Source organism: Mucilaginibacter panaciglaebae (assembly GCF_039539265.1).
GTDB classification, from domain to species: domain Bacteria; phylum Bacteroidota; class Bacteroidia; order Sphingobacteriales; family Sphingobacteriaceae; genus Mucilaginibacter; species Mucilaginibacter panaciglaebae.
The window spans coordinates 42,668-60,650 of the sequence record NZ_BAABCV010000012.1; the positions used below are offsets into that span (position 1 = coordinate 42,668).

19 protein-coding genes and 1 pseudogene are annotated in these 17,983 nt (G+C 43.2%); 18 read left to right on the forward strand and 2 right to left on the reverse strand.

Annotated elements, in window-relative coordinates:
- Nucleotides 1-19 precede the first annotated feature (19 nt).
- Nucleotides 20-472 (reverse strand): 3-oxoacyl-ACP synthase, encoded by a 453-nt coding sequence (locus tag ABD772_RS15530; RefSeq protein ID WP_345106458.1) that lies wholly within the window; start codon nt 470-472, stop codon nt 20-22.
- Between the two features lie 267 nt (nt 473-739).
- On the opposite strand from ABD772_RS15530, the gene ABD772_RS15535 reads away from it, so the two are divergent.
- The 18 genes and pseudogenes from ABD772_RS15535 to ABD772_RS15620 all read left to right on the forward strand — a co-directional run bounded on the left by ABD772_RS15535 (nt 740) and on the right by ABD772_RS15620 (nt 16,965).
- The gene (locus ABD772_RS15535) at nt 740-958 is read left to right on the forward strand and encodes a FeoA family protein (protein ID WP_345106461.1); all 219 of its coding nucleotides are present in this window, start codon (nt 740-742) and stop codon (nt 956-958) included.
- Nucleotides 959-3,073: a ferrous iron transport protein B gene (feoB, locus tag ABD772_RS15540; RefSeq protein WP_345106462.1), complete on the forward strand. Its 2,115-nt coding sequence runs from the start codon at nt 959-961 to the stop codon at nt 3,071-3,073.
- Between the two features lie 89 nt (nt 3,074-3,162).
- The gene (locus tag ABD772_RS15545) at nt 3,163-3,774 is read left to right on the forward strand and encodes a SprT-like domain-containing protein (RefSeq protein ID WP_345106465.1); all 612 of its coding nucleotides are present in this window, start codon (nt 3,163-3,165) and stop codon (nt 3,772-3,774) included.
- A 457-nt stretch (nt 3,775-4,231) separates the two neighbouring features.
- The gene (locus ABD772_RS15550) at nt 4,232-4,675 is read left to right on the forward strand and encodes an Hsp20/alpha crystallin family protein (protein ID WP_345106468.1); all 444 of its coding nucleotides are present in this window, start codon (nt 4,232-4,234) and stop codon (nt 4,673-4,675) included.
- A gap of 203 nt (nt 4,676-4,878) precedes the next feature.
- Nucleotides 4,879-5,292, forward strand: coding sequence for a Holliday junction resolvase RuvX (gene ruvX / locus ABD772_RS15555; protein ID WP_345106470.1), 414 nt, complete (start codon nt 4,879-4,881; stop codon nt 5,290-5,292).
- Nucleotides 5,293-5,323: 31 nt separating this feature from the next.
- Nucleotides 5,324-6,136 carry a DNA damage-inducible protein D gene (gene dinD, locus ABD772_RS15560; RefSeq protein ID WP_345106473.1) on the forward strand — a complete coding sequence of 271 codons (813 nt, stop codon included), beginning with the start codon at nt 5,324-5,326 and terminating at the stop codon, nt 6,134-6,136.
- Between the two features lie 187 nt (nt 6,137-6,323).
- Nucleotides 6,324-6,962, forward strand: a complete 639-nt coding sequence (locus tag ABD772_RS15565; RefSeq protein WP_345106476.1) for an O-methyltransferase — start codon at nt 6,324-6,326, stop codon at nt 6,960-6,962.
- Between the two features lie 2 nt (nt 6,963-6,964).
- Nucleotides 6,965-7,522, forward strand: coding sequence for a glucosaminidase domain-containing protein (locus ABD772_RS15570; protein WP_345106479.1), 558 nt, complete (start codon nt 6,965-6,967; stop codon nt 7,520-7,522).
- Nucleotides 7,523-7,542: 20 nt separating this feature from the next.
- Entirely contained in the window at nt 7,543-8,433 is an 891-nt protein-coding gene (locus tag ABD772_RS15575; RefSeq protein ID WP_345106482.1) for a glucosaminidase domain-containing protein, read from the forward strand.
- Between the two features lie 99 nt (nt 8,434-8,532).
- A complete protein-coding gene (locus ABD772_RS15580; RefSeq protein ID WP_345106485.1) occupies nt 8,533-9,234 on the forward strand; it encodes a hypothetical protein in 702 nt (233 codons plus the stop codon).
- Nucleotides 9,235-9,308: 74 nt separating this feature from the next.
- Nucleotides 9,309-10,334: a DUF3078 domain-containing protein gene (locus ABD772_RS15585; protein ID WP_345106488.1), complete on the forward strand. Its 1,026-nt coding sequence runs from the start codon at nt 9,309-9,311 to the stop codon at nt 10,332-10,334.
- 118 nt (nt 10,335-10,452) lie between these two features.
- Nucleotides 10,453-11,778 carry a signal recognition particle protein gene (gene ffh, locus ABD772_RS15590; protein WP_345106491.1) on the forward strand — a complete coding sequence of 442 codons (1,326 nt, stop codon included), beginning with the start codon at nt 10,453-10,455 and terminating at the stop codon, nt 11,776-11,778.
- An 81-nt stretch (nt 11,779-11,859) separates the two neighbouring features.
- Entirely contained in the window at nt 11,860-13,443 is a 1,584-nt protein-coding gene (locus ABD772_RS15595; protein WP_345106494.1) for a M1 family metallopeptidase, read from the forward strand.
- A 128-nt stretch (nt 13,444-13,571) separates the two neighbouring features.
- Nucleotides 13,572-13,796 (forward strand): annotated as a pseudogene (locus tag ABD772_RS15600) (apiosidase-like domain-containing protein); the annotation flags it as partial.
- A 49-nt stretch (nt 13,797-13,845) separates the two neighbouring features.
- On the forward strand, nt 13,846-14,196 hold the full coding sequence (locus ABD772_RS15605) for a hypothetical protein (protein WP_345106497.1): 351 nt from the start codon (nt 13,846-13,848) through the stop codon (nt 14,194-14,196).
- A complete protein-coding gene (locus ABD772_RS15610) occupies nt 14,133-14,363 on the forward strand; it encodes a GNAT family N-acetyltransferase (RefSeq protein WP_486348204.1) in 231 nt (76 codons plus the stop codon). Before ABD772_RS15605 ends, ABD772_RS15610 begins: the two co-directional genes overlap by 64 nt.
- A gap of 190 nt (nt 14,364-14,553) precedes the next feature.
- On the forward strand, nt 14,554-16,092 hold the full coding sequence (locus tag ABD772_RS15615) for a YifB family Mg chelatase-like AAA ATPase (RefSeq protein WP_345106500.1): 1,539 nt from the start codon (nt 14,554-14,556) through the stop codon (nt 16,090-16,092).
- Between the two features lie 30 nt (nt 16,093-16,122).
- Nucleotides 16,123-16,965: an FkbM family methyltransferase gene (locus tag ABD772_RS15620; protein ID WP_345106503.1), complete on the forward strand. Its 843-nt coding sequence runs from the start codon at nt 16,123-16,125 to the stop codon at nt 16,963-16,965.
- Between the two features lie 194 nt (nt 16,966-17,159).
- Here the strand turns inward: ABD772_RS15620 and ABD772_RS15625 are convergent, their stop codons facing one another.
- A complete protein-coding gene (locus ABD772_RS15625) occupies nt 17,160-17,969 on the reverse strand; it encodes a hypothetical protein (RefSeq protein ID WP_345106506.1) in 810 nt (269 codons plus the stop codon).
- Between the last annotated feature and the right edge of the window lie 14 nt (nt 17,970-17,983).

Consider the following 17,983-nt stretch of genomic DNA (forward strand, 5'->3'; position numbering starts at 1 on the left):
TTAGTTTAAATTGTTGAACTTATAAAATACTTTCTATTTTATAAGCTTTCCCATTCAAATTAAATTCATCGCCGGCCTTCAGGCCTTTCATTTTTAAACCAATGGGCGATGCCGGCGATATGGCCATATAAGTATCGCCATTGACACTTAAAGCACCGGCGCTTATGGATATATAAAATTTAGCAAGATTGGTGATGACTATGCTACCCGTTTCAGCGCGATCATTATTTACTGCCGGATTAATCTGATTCAAAGCTACTTTTAATTTATTGGCCTCGGTAAGTTGTGCCATATTGCGGTCGGTTTCCTGCTGCATCATAGCGCGGCCCGTTTCATATTTATCGCCGGCGCTGCTTTTTGTATCCTCTTTTGATGCCTGCTGCGCTTCGTCAATACCTTGCTGGGCGGCATCCATGCGCTGCTGCACATAATCAAGGCATTGCTGATATAATAGTTGTTTGAGTTGATTCACTGGGTTTTATGCTAAAAAAAAGGCAAAACAAAAGCCCCCGCACACTCGCTGCTTGGGGGCTTTCAACCTAAACCTTATCACATTGTAAGCGTGAGCTTACAGATAATACACAAAGAACGTCATTTTTTACCAAATGGATGTATATACATGCAAAAAAATTTTTAGATGGCGCCTTTGTTACAATAAGTTGATCATCAGTATAAAATAAATCGGCTTATTTGGATTTATTTTAAATAAGAACTACATTTGTAACGTTAACATTTTAAGATGAAACTTTCACAACTTGAAGTAGGACAAAAGGGTGTAGTAAAAGAATTTACTGATCTGGAAATGTCAGTAAAATTAATGGAAATGGGCTGCTTGCCGGGCGAAGAGATCAGAGTTGACCGCATTGCACCGCTTGGCGACCCTATAGCCATCAACGTTTCAGGATACCAGCTGAGCTTGCGTAAACGCGAAGCTTCAACTATCATTTTGCATAAATAATTGAAAGCCGATATAAGAGTTGCACTTGTTGGAAATCCAAACACCGGTAAATCAACGCTCTTTAACGTTTTAACCGGATTAAATCAAAAAATTGGAAATTTTCCAGGAGTTACCGTTGACAAAAAGGTAGGCTACTCTAAATTACCAGACGGCCGTACAGCCGAGATTGTTGACTTACCAGGTACCTACAGTCTATATCCCAAAAGCCAGGACGAATCCATTGTTTTTTCTGTATTAGCTGATAAAGCTAACGGGTTGAATCCCGACCTCGTAATTGTCATCCTGGACGCATCAAACCTTAAAAGAAATTTATTGCTATACAGCCAGGTTGCCGATCTGAAGATCCCGGTTATCATAGCGCTGAACATGATGGACCTGGCTAAAAAGTCGGGTATTGACATTAATATTGATTTACTGGCTAAAAACCTGGGCGTACCGGTAGTACCTATTGCAGCCCGCCGCCAACAAGGCATAGACAATCTTAAACAAGCTGTTGCTAATGCCAATAAGATAGCTATGCAAGGCGAAAGCATTGATGTCAGATCTCTTGCTCCTGAGTTAATAGACAGCATCAGCGCAGAGATGAATGTTGATAACCCATACTTCGCCTTACAGCTTGCGCATCAGCATGAAACCTTGAAATTCCTCTCCCCAGAGCAGTCAGATCGTATAGAAGCACTTGAAAAACAGCATTCTTTCCATTCGCAAAAGGCCCAGGGCAGCGAAACCATAGCCCGCTATAGTTTTATAAATGAATTGTTGTACGACACGGTAAAAATTCCGGCGACAGCGCATGACGAAACCGTAAGTAACAAGATCGATAAGGTTTTAACTCATAAGGTGTTTGGCTTTGTAATCTTTTTTGCCATACTATTATTTATGTTCCAGGCGATATTCTCCTGGGCGTCATACCCGATGAGTCTGATAGAAGACTCTTTCGTTTGGACCCAAAACGAATTACACCGGGTTTTACCTGCGGGGCCATTGACAAGTTTACTGGTCGACGGTGTTATTGCCGGCTTAAGCGGTATCATGGTGTTCATCCCGCAAATTGCCATTTTGTTTGCCTTTATATCCATACTGGAAGATACCGGCTACATGTCGCGGGTTACCTTTATGATGGATAAGCTGATGCGTAAGGTTGGCTTGAACGGTAAATCAGTAGTGCCATTAATTGGTGGATTTGCATGTGCGGTGCCCTCTATTATGAGTACGCGGACCATTGAAAACTGGAAAGATCGCATGATCACCATCATGGTTACGCCGTTGGTAACCTGCTCGGCGCGATTACCGGTTTATACTTTATTGATTGCCTTAGTAGTACCCAATAGAAACGTTTGGTGGGTGCTTAACCTTCAGGGGCTGGCCCTTACCGGCATGTATGTGTTAAGCATGGTATCGGCAATTATTGTAGCCTGGGTATTTAAATTTATACTGAAGAGCCGTGAGCGTGGGTACTTTATTATGGAGCTACCGGTATACCGCATGCCGCGCTGGAAAAACGTAGCCTTCTCGATGTATGAGCGCTCAAAATCATTTGTGGTACAGGCAGGGAAAGTGATTATTGCGGTCTCTATCGTTTTGTGGGTGCTGGCATCTTATGGGCCGGCAAACCGCTTTGAACGCATCGAAGCCAAATACAAGCAACCGCAATATACCAAAACCATTAGTCAGGATCAGATAAACCGCGATATAGCAACCGAAAAACTGGAAAACTCTTACGCCGGCATGCTGGGTCATACTATTGAACCGGTTATCCGTCCACTGGGTTTTGACTGGAAGATCGGCATTGCGCTCATCACCTCATTTGCCGCACGAGAAGTTTTTGTAGGTACCATGGCAACTATCTATAGTGTAAACGGCGATGCGGACAATATCCAATCCGTACAGGAAAAAATGCAGCAGGCCAAAAACACGCAGACAGGACAGCCCGTGTTTACTGTAGCTGTAGCTTTCTCTTTGATGATGTTCTATGCCTTCGCCATGCAGTGCGCCAGCACCGTGGCTGTTGTATATCGCGAAACCAAAAACTGGCGCTGGCCAGCCGCACAGTTTGCTTATATGACTGTGTTGGCTTATGCCGCTAGTTTTATTGCTTATCATTTATTGAGATGAAAGCTTCTGCCTGAAATAACGCCGAATAGCTTTGCCTTTTAGTCTTTTTGCTTTCAGCTCAAACAACTATATTTGAATAGAGGTAAGAATTGGATAAAGTAAAAGTATTAGAGAAGTATCTGCCACCCGAGGCTGCGCCGCTGATTGGCCGTTGGATAGATTACTTTAAATGTGAATTTAAGATATCGCGTAACCGCGGCACTAAATTTGGCGACTACCGGGCACCCTATCAGGGCAAGGGTCATCGCATATCTGTCAATTATGATTTGAATCCCTACGCTTTCCTGGTGACCACTGTCCATGAGTTTGCACACTTGCACACCTTTAATGAACATAAGCATAAGGCAAAGCCGCATGGCACTGAGTGGAAGCATAATTTTAAAAAAATGATGCAGCCTTTTTTTGAAAAGGATATCTTTCCGCCGGATGTTAAACACGCCATAATTAGCTATCTCAATAATCCCGCAGCATCAAGCTGTTCTGACCTGACGCTGTACCGTTCGCTACGCAAATACGATGCGCCGAAGGAGGATATTCATACCGTAGAGAAGCTACCTATACACGCACTGTTTAAACTCAAAGACGGTCGCATCTTCCGCCGCGAAGAGAAGCTGCGGAAGCGCTACAAATGCACCGAAATTGCCACCAGGCGCGTTTATCTTTTTAGCCCGGTTGCCGAGGTTGAAGTGGTTAACGATTGAGTGCAGGTGTTTCACTAAAAAGTGAAACACTTTGAAACACCTGAAACACTTTTTTACCATAACAAGCTGCCATACAGGTGTTTATAAAAACAGAGTGAAACACTTTGAAACAGTACAAAAGGTTTAGGTAAATGCATTTAATCGCCTGTTATACAGCTGATTATGCTATTTTTGGACTTTTTTGCAAAATCTAAAGTGAAACACCCCCCGGGTACGTATACGATGTTAGTGACCCGTCTTTAACGTTTACAACTTTAGGATATATTAACGGGAAGTGACAATTTTTCACTACAGCACCACGCTCACGCTGCACTCAACGAAAATCTGACAGGATCCTGCTGAAATTTTTTCAGTTTTTTGCTTTGGCATGCCGCTTGAATATTGCCTGTTGAACGCGCGTTCTTATTTAATTAATAGCATTCGTAACATTCATTAAACTAATTAAGGAGGAAGACCTATGACATTGGTTAAATTCAATTCCGACAAACGAAACAACAGTTCATTATTGCCAGGCTTTAATGACGTTTTCGACTCTATCTTTAACGACACCTTTTTCAACGATCGCATGACCATGCGTGTTCCGGCAGCTAACATTAGCGAGAGCGAAGACCATTTCCACGTTGAGCTTGCTGCTCCGGGCTTAAAAAAAGAAGATTTTAAGATCAATCTCGAACGCAACGTATTGAACATTTCTGTCGAAAGACAAAACGAGCAAAACGACGAGCAAAAGAATTACAGTAAACGCGAGTACAGCTACACCTCATGGGTGCGCTCATTTACCCTGCCTGAAAGCGCTAACGCAGAGCAGATCGATGCCGCATATGCAGATGGCGTGCTAAAGATCGATATCTCTAAACGCGAAGAAGCAAAAGCCGTACGCAGGCAAATAGAAATTAAATAAGTCCTGGTTTTATTAATTGTAATAATGCAAGCCGCCTCCGGATTTCAGAGACGGCTTTTTTGTTGGTAAGCAGCCCATGGGAGATATGTATATACCGTTGTCAATATAGACTTGTATGGTAGCGTTTTCTTTCTGCCGAAATAACAGAAATTAATTCTGCCTATCTTTACCACCATGATCATGACACCAAATCCATCTGCACCATGCGCATAATGGCATTCGATTACGGCACCAAGCGCATTGGGGTAGCGGTGACGGATCCACTGCAGATCATAGCTACCGGACTGGACACCGTACACCCCTTGCAAATCATTGATTTTTTAAAACGATATATGCAAACTGAGCAAGTGGAACGTTTTGTGGTAGGTGAACCTAAGCAAATGGACAACACGCCTTCACAATCGGCTATGCATGTTAAGGGCTTTGTTAATCTGCTTAAAAAAACCTTTCCGGCCATTCCGGTTGAGATGATGGACGAGCGCTTTACTTCAAAGATGGCGTCGGCCACTATAGCACAAAGCGGCATGGGCAAAAAGGCCCGGCAAAATAAGGAACTGGTGGATAATATTTCGGCGGTGATTTTGCTGCAAAGCTGGATGGACAGAAAAATTTATTAGTATATTGGAATTATCACAACCAGGGCATTACATGACAACTCAAAATAAATTTGAATCAATTAAACACCTCAATGATATCGGCCAAGAATATTGGAGCGCAAGAGAACTATTTAAGGTTTTAGAATACCTAAAATGGGATAAGTTTCTTAATGTTATTAATAAAGCCAAAGATGCCTGTAAAAACTCGGGACAAGATTCGGAATACCATTTTCCCCGGGTGGAGAAAATGGTCTCAATTGGCTCAGGTGCAAATAGAGATATTGGTGACTTACACCTTTCTAGATATGCTTGTTATTTGATAATTCAAAATTCTGATCCATCAAAAGAGGTTGTGGCTCTTGGACAAACATATTTTACGATACAAACACGAAAACAGGAACTATTAGAACAAGCCTTTGAGCAACTAAAGAACGAGGATGAAAAGCGTCTTTTTTTGAGAAAAGAAATGACGGAACACAATAAACAATTAGCGGACGCGGCTAAAGATGCTGGTGTAATTCAGCCTTGGGAATACGCGATCTTTCAAAACCATGGATACATGGGGCTTTATAATGGTTTAGGGGCAAAAGAAATTCAGGCCAAAAAGGGATTAAAAAAGAGCCAGAATATTTTAGACCACATGGGAAGTACTGAGCTAGCGGCAAACTTATTTCGGGCTACACAAACAGAAGAAAAGCTCAGACGAGAAAAAATCAAAGGGAAAACAAAAGCCAATCAAGCACATTTTGAGGTCGGTAAGAAAGTTAGACAAACGATTATTGAATTAGGGGGCACTTTGCCTGAAAACTTACCAACCGAAGATAGTATCAAAAAAGTCGATACGTCAAAAAAAGATAAACTCTAATAACTTTATTTCAATAAATAACCTTCAACCCAACTACCTGCCTCACACAACGAGCGGGTTTTTTAGCGCCCTGCATAATAATTCTAAACGTGCCCTCATCGGCAGGCACTGATTTTTCATGGGCTATATTATAGCTAAACAACCTCAGCAAAAAACCCCTTAATTTCAAAATGCGTACCTTTGCCGCATGGAAATTTTGCCAGACGACTTACAAGCGTACCTGAATAGCCATTGCGAGCCTGAGCCAGATGCCCTGCGGTTTATCAACCGCGAAACGTATTTAAAGGTGCTCAAGCCAAATATGCTTTCGGGCCATTACCAGGGGCGGCTGCTAAGTATGCTAAGTAAAATGATTGGCCCGCGCCGCATCCTTGAAATTGGCACTTTTACCGGCTATGCCACCATTTGCCTGGCCGAAGGGCTTACTGAGGACGGTATCATCCACACCATCGAAGTGAACCGCGAATTAGACGAAATGCTGAAAAAGCACTTCTCATTAACAGATGTTGAAAAAAAAATCAAACAACATTTTGGCCCTGCTGAGCAAATTCTGGCCGATTTGAAGACAGAAGTGTTTGATATGGTGTTCATTGATGCCGATAAAAAGAATAATTTACTTTACTTTGAATTGATTTTAGACCAGGTCAGATCCGGAGGGATCATAATAATTGATAATGTTTTATGGAAAGGGAAGGTTTATGGCACAGAAAAAGACGCCGATACCGAAAGTTTCCGCAAACTAAATGACCAGATAGCTGTTGACACCAGGGTTGAAAAACTGATATTACCGGTGCGTGATGGCATTCTGCTCATCAGAAAAAAATAATTATGAAGAAAACCTTACTGATTTTAGCGCTGCTCACATCATCGTTTGGCGCGTTTGCACAAAAGAACACTTCATTAGGTTACATCGAACAGTTCAAAGATAATGCCATTAAAATTATGCATGAAACGGGTATCCCCGCCAGCATTATTTTAGGCATAGCCATGCACGAGTCTGGCAATGGTAATAGCAGCATAGCACAGCACCTCAACAACCAGTTTGGTGTAAAGGGCGGCGGCGGTGCGGTTTACTACAAAAATCAAAAGAAAGTAAGATCGGCCTATAAAAAGTACGATTCTATACTTGACTCGTTTGATGATTTTGCCCGTATTATTACTGAGCGCCGTCAACTGGGCCGCATATCAGATCAGCTTACCCAGCATGATTACGTAAAATGGGTTAAAGGCATTCAAAAAAGCGGTTATGCCAGCAGTAAAAAATGGGCTTCGCAGGTATTGGCTATCATCCGCAAATACCAGTTAAATGATTTAGACCATACCCCGGACGATGTGAAAACTGCAGAAGTTGCACAAACCGACCCCAAGGCCAGTAACTTAAAATAATAAATCCTTATTTTGGCAGCATGACTAATGCAAAGCCACGTGCTATTGCCTGTTGGCAAATTATAGGCTGTTTCTTAATTGCCCCGATATTTTTAATGTCCTGCTCGGCACACCGCAGAGCGGTTAGCAAAGCTCCGGGCATCCGCCTTATTTCAAACAATGAGGCCAGCCGGAATAACGACATTATTAAAAAAGAGCGCAAAGATGCCATAGCGGCTTTTGTCCCATACACCGTAGCCTCCTATATCGATCGGTTTAAAACCATCGCCATAAAAGAAATGAACCTGTATGGCATACCCGCCAGTATCACGCTGGCGCAAGGGTTGTTTGAGTCGGGTTTTGGTAATGGCGATCTGGCTAAAATCGCAAACAATCACTTCGGCATTAAATGCACCAGCGACTGGAAAGGGCGCAGCTACTATCGAGACGACGACCAGGTGAACGATTGCTTCAGGGTTTATGATAACCCTGAAGACTCTTACCGCGACCATTCTGAGTTTTTAAAAAGAAAGCGCTATGCGCCACTGTTTGAGTTAGATAAGAACGATTACAAAGGCTGGGCTTACGGCCTGAAACAAGCCGGCTACGCTACCAATCCAAAATATCCAGACCTGCTGATCGGCATTATCGAAAAATATCACCTTGACCAATACGATCGTCCCGAAGGCCAGATCCAGAAAATTAAGCGGGAAGACCGGGTGCTGGCACAGATCAATCAAAACATAGGCAAAGCCGTAAAGGACTCTCTGATACAAAGCACCCCATCTGCTAAATTGTATACTATAAAAACCGGCGACACACTATACAACGTTTCCAGGCGTTTTGGTTTAACTGTTGATGAGCTTAAGGCTTTAAACAATATGTCAGACAATATTATAAAAGTTGGCCAGACTTTAATAATAGCAAAATGAGCCTGGTTAATTATTGTTAAATACTTCGCTGCAACGCAAGCATAGTTTAGTTTTGCTTTAATGAGATATGCGTTAATTTTGTTATTCTGCTTATTTTTCATGCGCTCGTTTGCTCAAGGTAAACTATCCGGTATTATTTTTGATTCTGATAGCAAGGACCGGTTGTCGCGGGTTAACATTACCAATCTTTCAAGCGGTTTCTTTGTGTTTGATAACCTGAACGGCGTTTTTGAGATCGATGCCAAAATAGGCGACAAGCTGGTTTTCTCGCAGGCCGACCATCACCCGGATACCATTCTCGTTCGTAATTACACTCCCATAGCCGTATACTTAAAAAGCATTTCCATCCACCTTAAACCAGTAAATATTTTTGAGAACAGGATGGACCCGCAAGCGCGGCTCAACGCAAAGAAAAAAGACTACAGCAAAGCCTATGGTTCATTGGCCAGCAATGACTTTTTAGCACTTACTCCCGGGCTGGGCGTAGGGTTAGGCATCGACGCTATCTGGAACGCGCTGAGTCGCAGCGGCCGCAATGCTGCGCACCTGCGCGAAACAATTGAAAATGATTACAAACAAGATGTGGTAGATTCGCGTTTTAACAGTGCCCTGGTTGGACAAATAACCGGCTTGAAGGGCGAGCGTTTAAAGGATTTTATGAAAAAATATCGCCCCGGTTATTATTTTTTGCAAAGTGCCAGCGACTATGAACTGATAACGTCCATCCGTACTAATTTAAAACGATACTTACGCAATCCGGCTGCTCATGCTTTAATGCCTTTGGATTCGCTAAAAAAATAAATTTACCCCGCTTTAAACCTTATAGCACTATTGCTATCTGATTTAAAGGGAAAAATGTGTTTCTTTGTCTGCCTATGTTAAAAAACATATCTGGATATTTTTTTTTAGGTCTGCTAACCGTTGCGTCTTTATCCGCGTCAGCGCAAAATACCGACTCATTAAAAAAAGACAGCGTTAAAATAGATACCGCTCTCTTAAACAAATATCATATTGACGCGCCTAAAAACTCGTTGCCTGTACGTACACGCACCATCCAGGTCAAACAGGAGCTCATTCCGGTTACCCTGCTTGACTACCATGTAAGTTACTGGCGCAAATGGATAAGCCTGAATATTGCCTTCAATCAATCGTCTTTTAGCAATAACTATGTCTCAGGGGGCGCTAACGCTATTGCCGTCGGCGGAGACTTTGAGTATCGGTCGGAATACAAAAGGGGAACGCTTGACTACGTCACCGATTTACATTTATGGTATGCTAAATCAAAAAACAAAGGTCAGGGCGCCCGTAAAACAAACGACCGCATTTACTTTGACAATAAACTGGCAACCCAATTGTCAAAAAGCTGGTTCTTCTTCGGGTCGCTAACGTTCGAGTCGCAGTTTGACAAGGGTTATAATTACAATCGCAATGGCTCTTTAACCCTGATATCAGATTTCCTGGCGCCTGGTTATCTGACAGAGTCTATCGGTTTTGAGTGTAAGCCAAGTCCCTGGTTCGACTTACGTATTGGTACCGGTACTGCCCGTCAAACCTTCCTGGTCAATGATACGCTTTACAAAAATCTGGGTGGCAATAACTATGGCGTACCTAAAGGTAAAAAGTTCCATAATGACCTGGCGTTCCAGATGGTTACAACCATTGATAAGTATCTCGACCAAAGAAAAACATTGCACCTGACTACCCGTTATGCGCTATTCATCCCATACGAAAAGAATATAAAATTTATTACTCACCGTGTAGATGCCGGCCTTAGCGCCCAGGTAACCCGCCTGGTGAGCTGTGCCGTTAACGGCACATTTGTTTATGACAGAAGTGTTAAACCAGACCCGCAAGCTTCAGAGGGTTTGTCGCTGGGGATAACCTACCGTTTCCCTTATTAAGCTAATTTTTAAATTTTCTTTTTATTTATAGCGATCTGTTTAGGTGGTTAAGGCATAATTGATACAAAATCATACCTTTGTAGCCTCAAAAAAGATTAATTAAAGTACCAGGTAAAATATGTTTGAAAATCTTTCGGATAAACTAGACAGGGCGTTTAAAGTCCTGAAGGGTCAGGGAACTATTACAGAAATAAACGTGGCCGAAACCATGAAGGAGATCAGAAAAGCCCTTCTTGACGCCGACGTAAATTATAAAACTGCCAAATCATTTACTGATGATGTAAAGCAAAAAGCATTGGGCGCCAACGTATTGACAGCGGTTTCGCCGGGCCAGTTGTTAACCAAGTTAATGAATGACGAACTGGCTGCGCTGATGGGTGGCACCACTTCTGAGTTAACGCTTACTGCATCGCCAACAGTTATATTAATTGCGGGACTAAACGGTGCGGGTAAAACAACTTTTACCGGTAAGCTGGCCAATTTTCTGAAAACACAGAAAAACAAAAAGCCCCTGTTGGTTGCCGATGATATTTACCGCCCTGCCGCTATTGACCAATTAGAGGTCTTAGGCGAGCAGATCGGCGTGCCGGTTTATACCAACCGCGAATCGAAAGATCCGATAGCTATAGCTAAAGAAGGCATTGCACATGCCAAACAAAACGGTAATAACATCGTCATTATTGACACCGCCGGCCGTTTAGCTATTGACGAGGCTATGATGGTGGAGATTGAGCAGGTAAAAGCTGCCGTTAATCCCCATGAGATCTTATTTGTGGTTGATTCCATGACCGGTCAGGATGCCGTGAATACGGCCAAAGTGTTTAATGATCGCCTGGACTTTACCGGCGTTGTATTAACCAAGCTAGACGGCGATACCCGTGGTGGTGCGGCCTTATCGATCAAGTCTGTTGTAAATAAACCGATCAAATTTATCGGTACAGGCGAGAAGATGGAAGCTATCGACGTTTTCCACCCTGATCGGATGGCCTCACGTATCCTGGGCATGGGTGATGTGGTTTCGTTGGTGGAACGTGCACAAATGCAGTTCGATGAGAAGGAAGCTGCCGAGCTGCAAAAAAAGATCCGCAAAAACAAGTTCGACTTTAACGACTTTTTTAACCAGATACAGCAGATCAAAAAAATGGGTAACATGAAAGATCTGATGGGCATGATACCAGGCGTTGGTAAAATGATGAAGGATGTTGACGTACCCGACGACGCCTTTAAAGGTATTGAGGCCATTATTAACTCCATGACCCCCGCCGAAAAGGAAAACCCTGACCTGATAAACCCAAGCCGCCGTAACCGCATTTCGAAAGGCTCGGGCCGCGACATCCAGGAAGTTAACCGCCTTATTAAGCAATTTGAAGATATGCGTAAGGTGATGAAGCAAATGAGTAATCCGGCAGCCATGGCAGCCATGATGAAAAGGATGCCGAGATAGGCCCCAATATATAGAAAGCGACTTAGGTCGCTTTTTTTTATCTGAACAAATTAGCTTATCTTACATTAAGATAGTAACGCTATGAATAAACCGACGTTATACTTTTTTGCCGGATGCGCACTGTTTTCGCTATCAGCAAAGGCGCAAGTACCCAATGCTCCAATTGATGTATTGCACTATGGGTATAATATTGTGCTTACCGATGCCAATAATACTATCAAAGGTAAGGCAGACATTTCTGTTAAATTTTTAAAAACACCTAAAACCTTCCGCATCGACCTGGTCAGGAAAAAATCCGACGGCCGGGGCATGACCGTGCACCGTGTATTGGAAGATGGGAAACCGATACGTTTTAAGCAGGATAGCACTGCTATTAACATAAGTACTCAAGCCAAACAAAACGCTCAAAAAATTTATACTATTTATTACGAGGGCATCCCTGCCAATGGCTTGATCATCGACACCAATAAATTTGGTAAACGTACTTTTTTTGGCGATAACTGGCCCAACCGGGCCCACAACTGGATACCCTGCATTGATGACCCCGCCGACAAAGCCTCTGTCGATTTTACGGTCACAGCGCCAGATCATTATGTAGTTATAGCTAATGGCCTAAAGGAAAGCGAACGCGTTTTGCCCGGCCGGCTCAAAAAAACCCATTGGGCAGAAACCGCCCAACTGCCCACCAAAGTAATGGTAATCGGCGTTGCAGATTTTGCTGTCGATCATCCTAAAGACGTGAATAACATCCCGATTTATACCTATGTGTTCCCCCAGGATGCCATGGTTGGCTTTAAAAGCTACGCCATAGCCGGCGATATTCTGCCGTTTTATATCAAAAAGATTGGCCCGTACGCTTATAAGAAACTGGCTAACGTGCAATCAAAAACCATATTTGGCGGCATGGAAAACGCCAGCTGCATTTTTTACTTTGAAAACTCAACCAGTTCAAAAGGCATTGAGGAGTTAATGGCTCATGAAATTGCACATCAATGGTTTGGCGATGCCGTTACCGAAAAAGATTTCCACCACCTTTGGCTAAGCGAGGGCTTTGCCACTTACCTGACCAACTATTACCTGGAAAACAAATACGGCATTGATACCCTGAAAAAACGCCTAATGGCCGACAGGATAAAGATCCTGAAGTTTGAAAAAAGGCACCTGGAACCTGTTATTGACACGGCTATTAAAACAGACTATATGTCATTGCTTAATGCCAACAGTTATGAAAAAGGCAGTTGGGTTTTACATATGCTGCGTCGCAAGCTCGGCGATGGCGCTTTTTGGAAAGGATTAAATACCTATTATCTGAAATATCAGGGGGCCAACGCTAATACTGACGATTTCCGCAATGTGATGGAGCAAATAAGCGGGCAAAATTTGAAGCCGTTTTTTCATCAATGGCTCAATACAGCCGGCCACCCGGATCTGGCTATAAAATGGAGTTATGATAAGAAAACCCGTATTGTTGATATGACGGTAGACCAAAAACAAAGCGACTTATATGTTTTTCCACTTGAGATTGAGATAGACGGCGCACCGCGAACTATTGACATAACGGAAAAATCAACCACCGTACATATAGCCGCCGGTAAAATGGCTCCCGAAATAAAGATTGACCCGAATGTTAATTTATTAGCAAACTATACGGTTAATGGCGTATAATATTTTTTGTAAATCAACATAAATGAACCTTAGAAAAGCGCCTGTTAAGCGTCTAACGTTACCGATCTCGGTACCTCAAGCGCTTACGACATACGCCATTATACTGATCTGTTTTCGGGCGCCTTGGCCACACCTACGGATGCCATGATGTGTGGCAAATGTATTCGCCGGCGAATGACCCCATAAACGGCCCTCTTGTTTTTTGGAATAAAGCTGTAGACCTGCCAGGGGCAAAACAAATGCAATTTGTACGCAGGCTGATGGAGTCGCACCCCATGCTTGAAAGAGTGCCGGACCAAAGTATCATTGTAGAAAATGATTTGCTGGCTATGGCAATGACTGGATTTTGGTGATCAATGATGCCTCGAAAGAATATAAGCTATAAGCACACGTTAATTTTTCATGGAAAATTTAAAGGCTATACAGGTTTTACATACCAACATTAAGCAGTTGCGCGATATCAGCATCGAAACGTTTACCGAAACGTTCTCCTCGCTGAACAGCTCCGAAAATATGGCTGATTATCTGGCAAGCAACCTTTCAGCAGAAAGGCTTATTGATGAGTTAAATACCCCTGGCTCTGCGTTTTACTTCGCCGTACTTGACGACAAAATAATAGGCTATTTGAAACTAAACACCGGGCAGGCGCAAACCGAATTAAAAACCACCAACAGCCTGGAATTGAACGGATATACGTACTCAAAGAATATCATGGTAAAAAAGCCGGACAGTTCCTGGTCGAAAAAGCCATAAACACAGCACAGCAAAACCGGGTAGATTTTATTTGGCTCGGCGTTTGGGAAGAAAATCACCGGGCCATAAGTTTTTACCAAAAAAATGGATTTGCTGCGTTCGACAAACACATTTTCAGGCTGGGCGATGAGGAGCAAACAGACATTATGATGAAAAAGATTTTGTAACTCATTGCTTTGATATTGCTTACACGGATTTACAGCAATACCAAGCGATGGGCTGCTTATAAAAGCAATAGCCCTCATCTAAAAGATATTGCACCGTCTATCCGTTTAATAATAAACATTACGTGAGCAGGCCGCTTTTTTTCTCCCCAAATAAATTCTATATCTTACGCTATCATAAATCTATATCATAGTGTTAGTTAAAACCTTTGGCAGCGCCGTCTACGGGATCGAGGCCATTACCATTACTGTTGAGGTCAATATAGCCGCCGGCACCAAGTATTTTATAGTTGGCCTGCCCGATATTGCCGTTAAAGAAAGTTATTTCCGGATCGAATCGGCATTAAAAAACTGTAGTTTCAGGATGCCGAGGCAACAGGTGGTAGTTAATATGGCGCCTGCCGATATCAAGAAAGAAGGTTCATCATACGACCTCACTATTGCCACAGCAGTATTGGCGGCATCAGGGCAGATCGAAGCCGAAAAGCTGGATAAATACCTTATCATGGGCGAGTTGTCGCTGGATGGCGGCTTGCAGCCTATAAAAGGCGCATTACCTATAGCTATACAAGCCCGCAAAGACGGCTTTAAAGGCTTTATTTTACCCAGGCAAAACGCGCGCGAAGCCGCCATTGTCAATGAACTTGAGGTTTACGGGGTTGAAAGCATTAAAGAGGTTGCGGCATTTTTTAATGGCGACCTTGAGCTGCAACGTGAACAGGTAAATACCCGCGAAGAATTTTACAACAGCCTTAGCAATTATGACAGCGATTTCAGCGAAGTAAAAGGACAGGAAAACATAAAACGCGCTTTAGAGATAGCCGCTGCAGGCGGTCATAATGTAATATTGATAGGCCCGCCGGGTGCCGGTAAAACTATGCTGGCTCGCAGGCTGCCATCGATATTGCCGCCGCTAAGTTTGTATGAATCCCTGGAGACCACCAAAATTCATTCGGTAGCCGGCAAGTTATCTGCAGCAGATGCCCTGGTTACCATTAGGCCGTTCAGATCGCCTCATCATACCATTTCGGACGTTGCCCTTGTCGGTGGCGGCGGCAACCCACAGCCGGGCGAGATTTCACTGGCACATAACGGTGTCTTATTTCTGGACGAACTGCCCGAGTTTAAACGTAGCGCCCTGGAAGTAATGCGACAACCACTGGAAGAACGCCGGGTAACTATATCGCGTGCTAAGTTTACGGTCGATTACCCAAGCAGCTTTATGCTGGTGGCTTCGATGAACCCCTGCCCCTGCGGATATTACAATCACCCGGAAAAAGAATGTGTTTGCCCGCCGGGCCTGGTGCAAAAATATCTGAGCAAGATATCAGGCCCGCTGCTGGATAGAATTGATTTACATGTTGAGGTAACCCCTGTGAATTTTAGCGAATTGGCTTCCGACCGCCCAACAGAAAAAAGCGAATTGATCCGTAATCGCGTAATTCAGGCGCGGCGGGTTCAAATGGCACGCTTTGGAGAAAATACCGATCTGCATGCCAATGCACAAATGAGCCCTAAAATGGTTCGCGATATTTGCAAGATCAGCGAGGCCGGCCAAAATTTACTTAAACGCGCTATGGAAAAACTGGGCCTTTCTGCGCGTGCCTATGATCGTATTCTGAAAGTTGCCCGCACTATTGCAGATTTAGCCGGCAGCGAAAACATCGAAATTGAGCATTTGGCCGAAGCTATACAATTCCGCAGCCTCGATCGTGAGGGTTGGGCGGGATAACCGGGTTAATAAATTGCTTATCTTTAACTAATGAAGCGCCGCGACCGCATAAAATTTAACATTACCCGTAACTGGAATTTCCCCGGTAAAGAGCGCTTATCGTCATTGCTCAACAAATCATATCCAGAACGGCTTGGAAAAGCCGGCATCACCTGGCTGGCCCATGAGGATATTGCCATATACACTACCGGCAATAGTTATATTGAATGGAGCATACTAAGCAACGGCACTTACGAGGACGAGATTGGTAAACTGATCCGTATTTCTCTCAACGAGGGTGATACGGCACTTGACGTAGGCGGCAATATCGGTTTGCAAAGTATCCGCATGTCGCAAAGGGTTGGTAAAAGCGGTAAGGTTTTCGCTTTCGAACCCTTAAACTATCTGCAGGAAAAATTTAAAAATAACCTGGCCCTTAACCGGGCAAATAATGTCACATTGCTGCCCTATGCGTTGTCTGATACAGAAAGCGAAGCTGAATTTACAGTCGACCCGCAAACCTGGAACCAGGGGACATTTAGTTTAAGCGATAATCAGCAGGGTGCCGAAAAACAATTGGTAACCATTAAAGTTGCAGACCAGCTACCTGAGCTTGCGCCACTATCGTCATTAAGCCTGGTTAAAATAGATGTAGAAGGCTTTGAATACCAGGTATTGCTCGGCATGAAGGGCTTGCTGCAAAAACACAAGCCCCGTATTATTTTTGAATACGACGATAATTACTGGAAGACAACCGGACAAGACATCAAGGGCTGCCACTTTTTTTTAACCGAACTGGGTTATACCCTTTACCAGATAGATAAATTTGGCTGCGACCTGGTCAATACCGCCGAAGGAATTGAAAGCGGCAACCTTTTCTGTATACCTCGCTAATTATTACAAGACGTGAAATCTATACCGGAGATTTCTTGCTTTTGCGTTGTATTTGTTTTCGCTAATTGCAGTCGTAAAACAAGCCTTTGTTTAGGAGCCGGCAAACAACATCCCCCGAAATTGGAAAGAAATAAAAAAGGGCGATAAATAACATATCATCGCCCATAAAGCCTTTAATTAAAGCAGCACTAATATTATATTTTAGTTACCTGCCCCGTTAGCATGTTAACCAAATAAACATAGTTACCGTTTCCGTCAATCTGCAAAGTAACTCTTGACGTGTGATTTCCTAAAAATTCTATTGACCCTGTAATGCTGTTATTAACATTATAAACAGCGTCTTTATATTTGAAAACTCCATTTATACTTGCCGAGCCTTCAATTACATCGGCTGTGCCGCTGCTGATATCAACCTTAATGCCATGCAGCGCATAATAGCTATCCAGATATGTGTATTGTACCCCGGATTGGGTGTTTACATCAATGTGTGAGGAAAACGATATCGACCCTTCAACAGATGATGTTTTATACGTTTGGTCAAGCGCTTTTACGTTATAATGCTGGGTGAGCTTGTAAACCGCTTTGTACTGTTGACAGGTAACCGTATTTGCAACACTATCTTGCAGCGAGTAGCTATTTAATACATTGTTTTCGCAGCCATAAACAAATTTAAAGCGGGTGTAATAGTTTTTTACACTATCAGACACCGTTTCTGAGGCGGTGTAAGTGGTATCGATTGCTAATCCACAATAAGGATTAATGGTGTTTGTCCCTGGCCCTTTATGGTTGGGGGCTGTTATGCCCGAGGGGGCCTTAATGCCATCATTGATGTCGGCACCACCATATTGGCCCGATAGCGATTTATATAGATTTACTGCTAATTGCCTGCTGAAATCAGCTGGGTTAAACGGGCTTTTTGATGGACTGCTTTCGGTTTTTTTGCAAGCTGCATAACACAGGCTTACTGCAAGTAATAAACTCAGATATTTTAGTGTTGTTTTCATAGTACGATTGATTA

Excerpts from the sequence above, each read along its gene's own strand:
- ABD772_RS15625 (WP_345106506.1), bottom strand. The coding sequence starts at position 17,969 with ATGAAAACAACACTAAAATATCTGAGTTTATTACTTGCAGTAAGCCTG.
- ffh (WP_345106491.1), top strand. The coding sequence starts at position 10,453 with ATGTTTGAAAATCTTTCGGATAAACTAGACAGGGCGTTTAAAGTCCTG.
- ruvX (WP_345106470.1), top strand. The coding sequence starts at position 4,879 with ATGCGCATAATGGCATTCGATTACGGCACCAAGCGCATTGGGGTAGCG.
- ABD772_RS15620 (WP_345106503.1), top strand. The coding sequence starts at position 16,123 with ATGAAGCGCCGCGACCGCATAAAATTTAACATTACCCGTAACTGGAAT.
- ABD772_RS15580 (WP_345106485.1), top strand. The coding sequence starts at position 8,533 with ATGCGCTCGTTTGCTCAAGGTAAACTATCCGGTATTATTTTTGATTCT.
- ABD772_RS15595 (WP_345106494.1), top strand. The coding sequence starts at position 11,860 with ATGAATAAACCGACGTTATACTTTTTTGCCGGATGCGCACTGTTTTCG.
- dinD (WP_345106473.1), top strand. The coding sequence starts at position 5,324 with ATGACAACTCAAAATAAATTTGAATCAATTAAACACCTCAATGATATC.
- ABD772_RS15605 (WP_345106497.1), top strand. The coding sequence starts at position 13,846 with ATGGAAAATTTAAAGGCTATACAGGTTTTACATACCAACATTAAGCAG.
- ABD772_RS15570 (WP_345106479.1), top strand. The coding sequence starts at position 6,965 with ATGAAGAAAACCTTACTGATTTTAGCGCTGCTCACATCATCGTTTGGC.
- ABD772_RS15535 (WP_345106461.1), top strand. The coding sequence starts at position 740 with ATGAAACTTTCACAACTTGAAGTAGGACAAAAGGGTGTAGTAAAAGAA.
- ABD772_RS15575 (WP_345106482.1), top strand. The coding sequence starts at position 7,543 with ATGACTAATGCAAAGCCACGTGCTATTGCCTGTTGGCAAATTATAGGC.
- ABD772_RS15585 (WP_345106488.1), top strand. The coding sequence starts at position 9,309 with ATGTTAAAAAACATATCTGGATATTTTTTTTTAGGTCTGCTAACCGTT.
- ABD772_RS15550 (WP_345106468.1), top strand. The coding sequence starts at position 4,232 with ATGACATTGGTTAAATTCAATTCCGACAAACGAAACAACAGTTCATTA.
- ABD772_RS15565 (WP_345106476.1), top strand. The coding sequence starts at position 6,324 with ATGGAAATTTTGCCAGACGACTTACAAGCGTACCTGAATAGCCATTGC.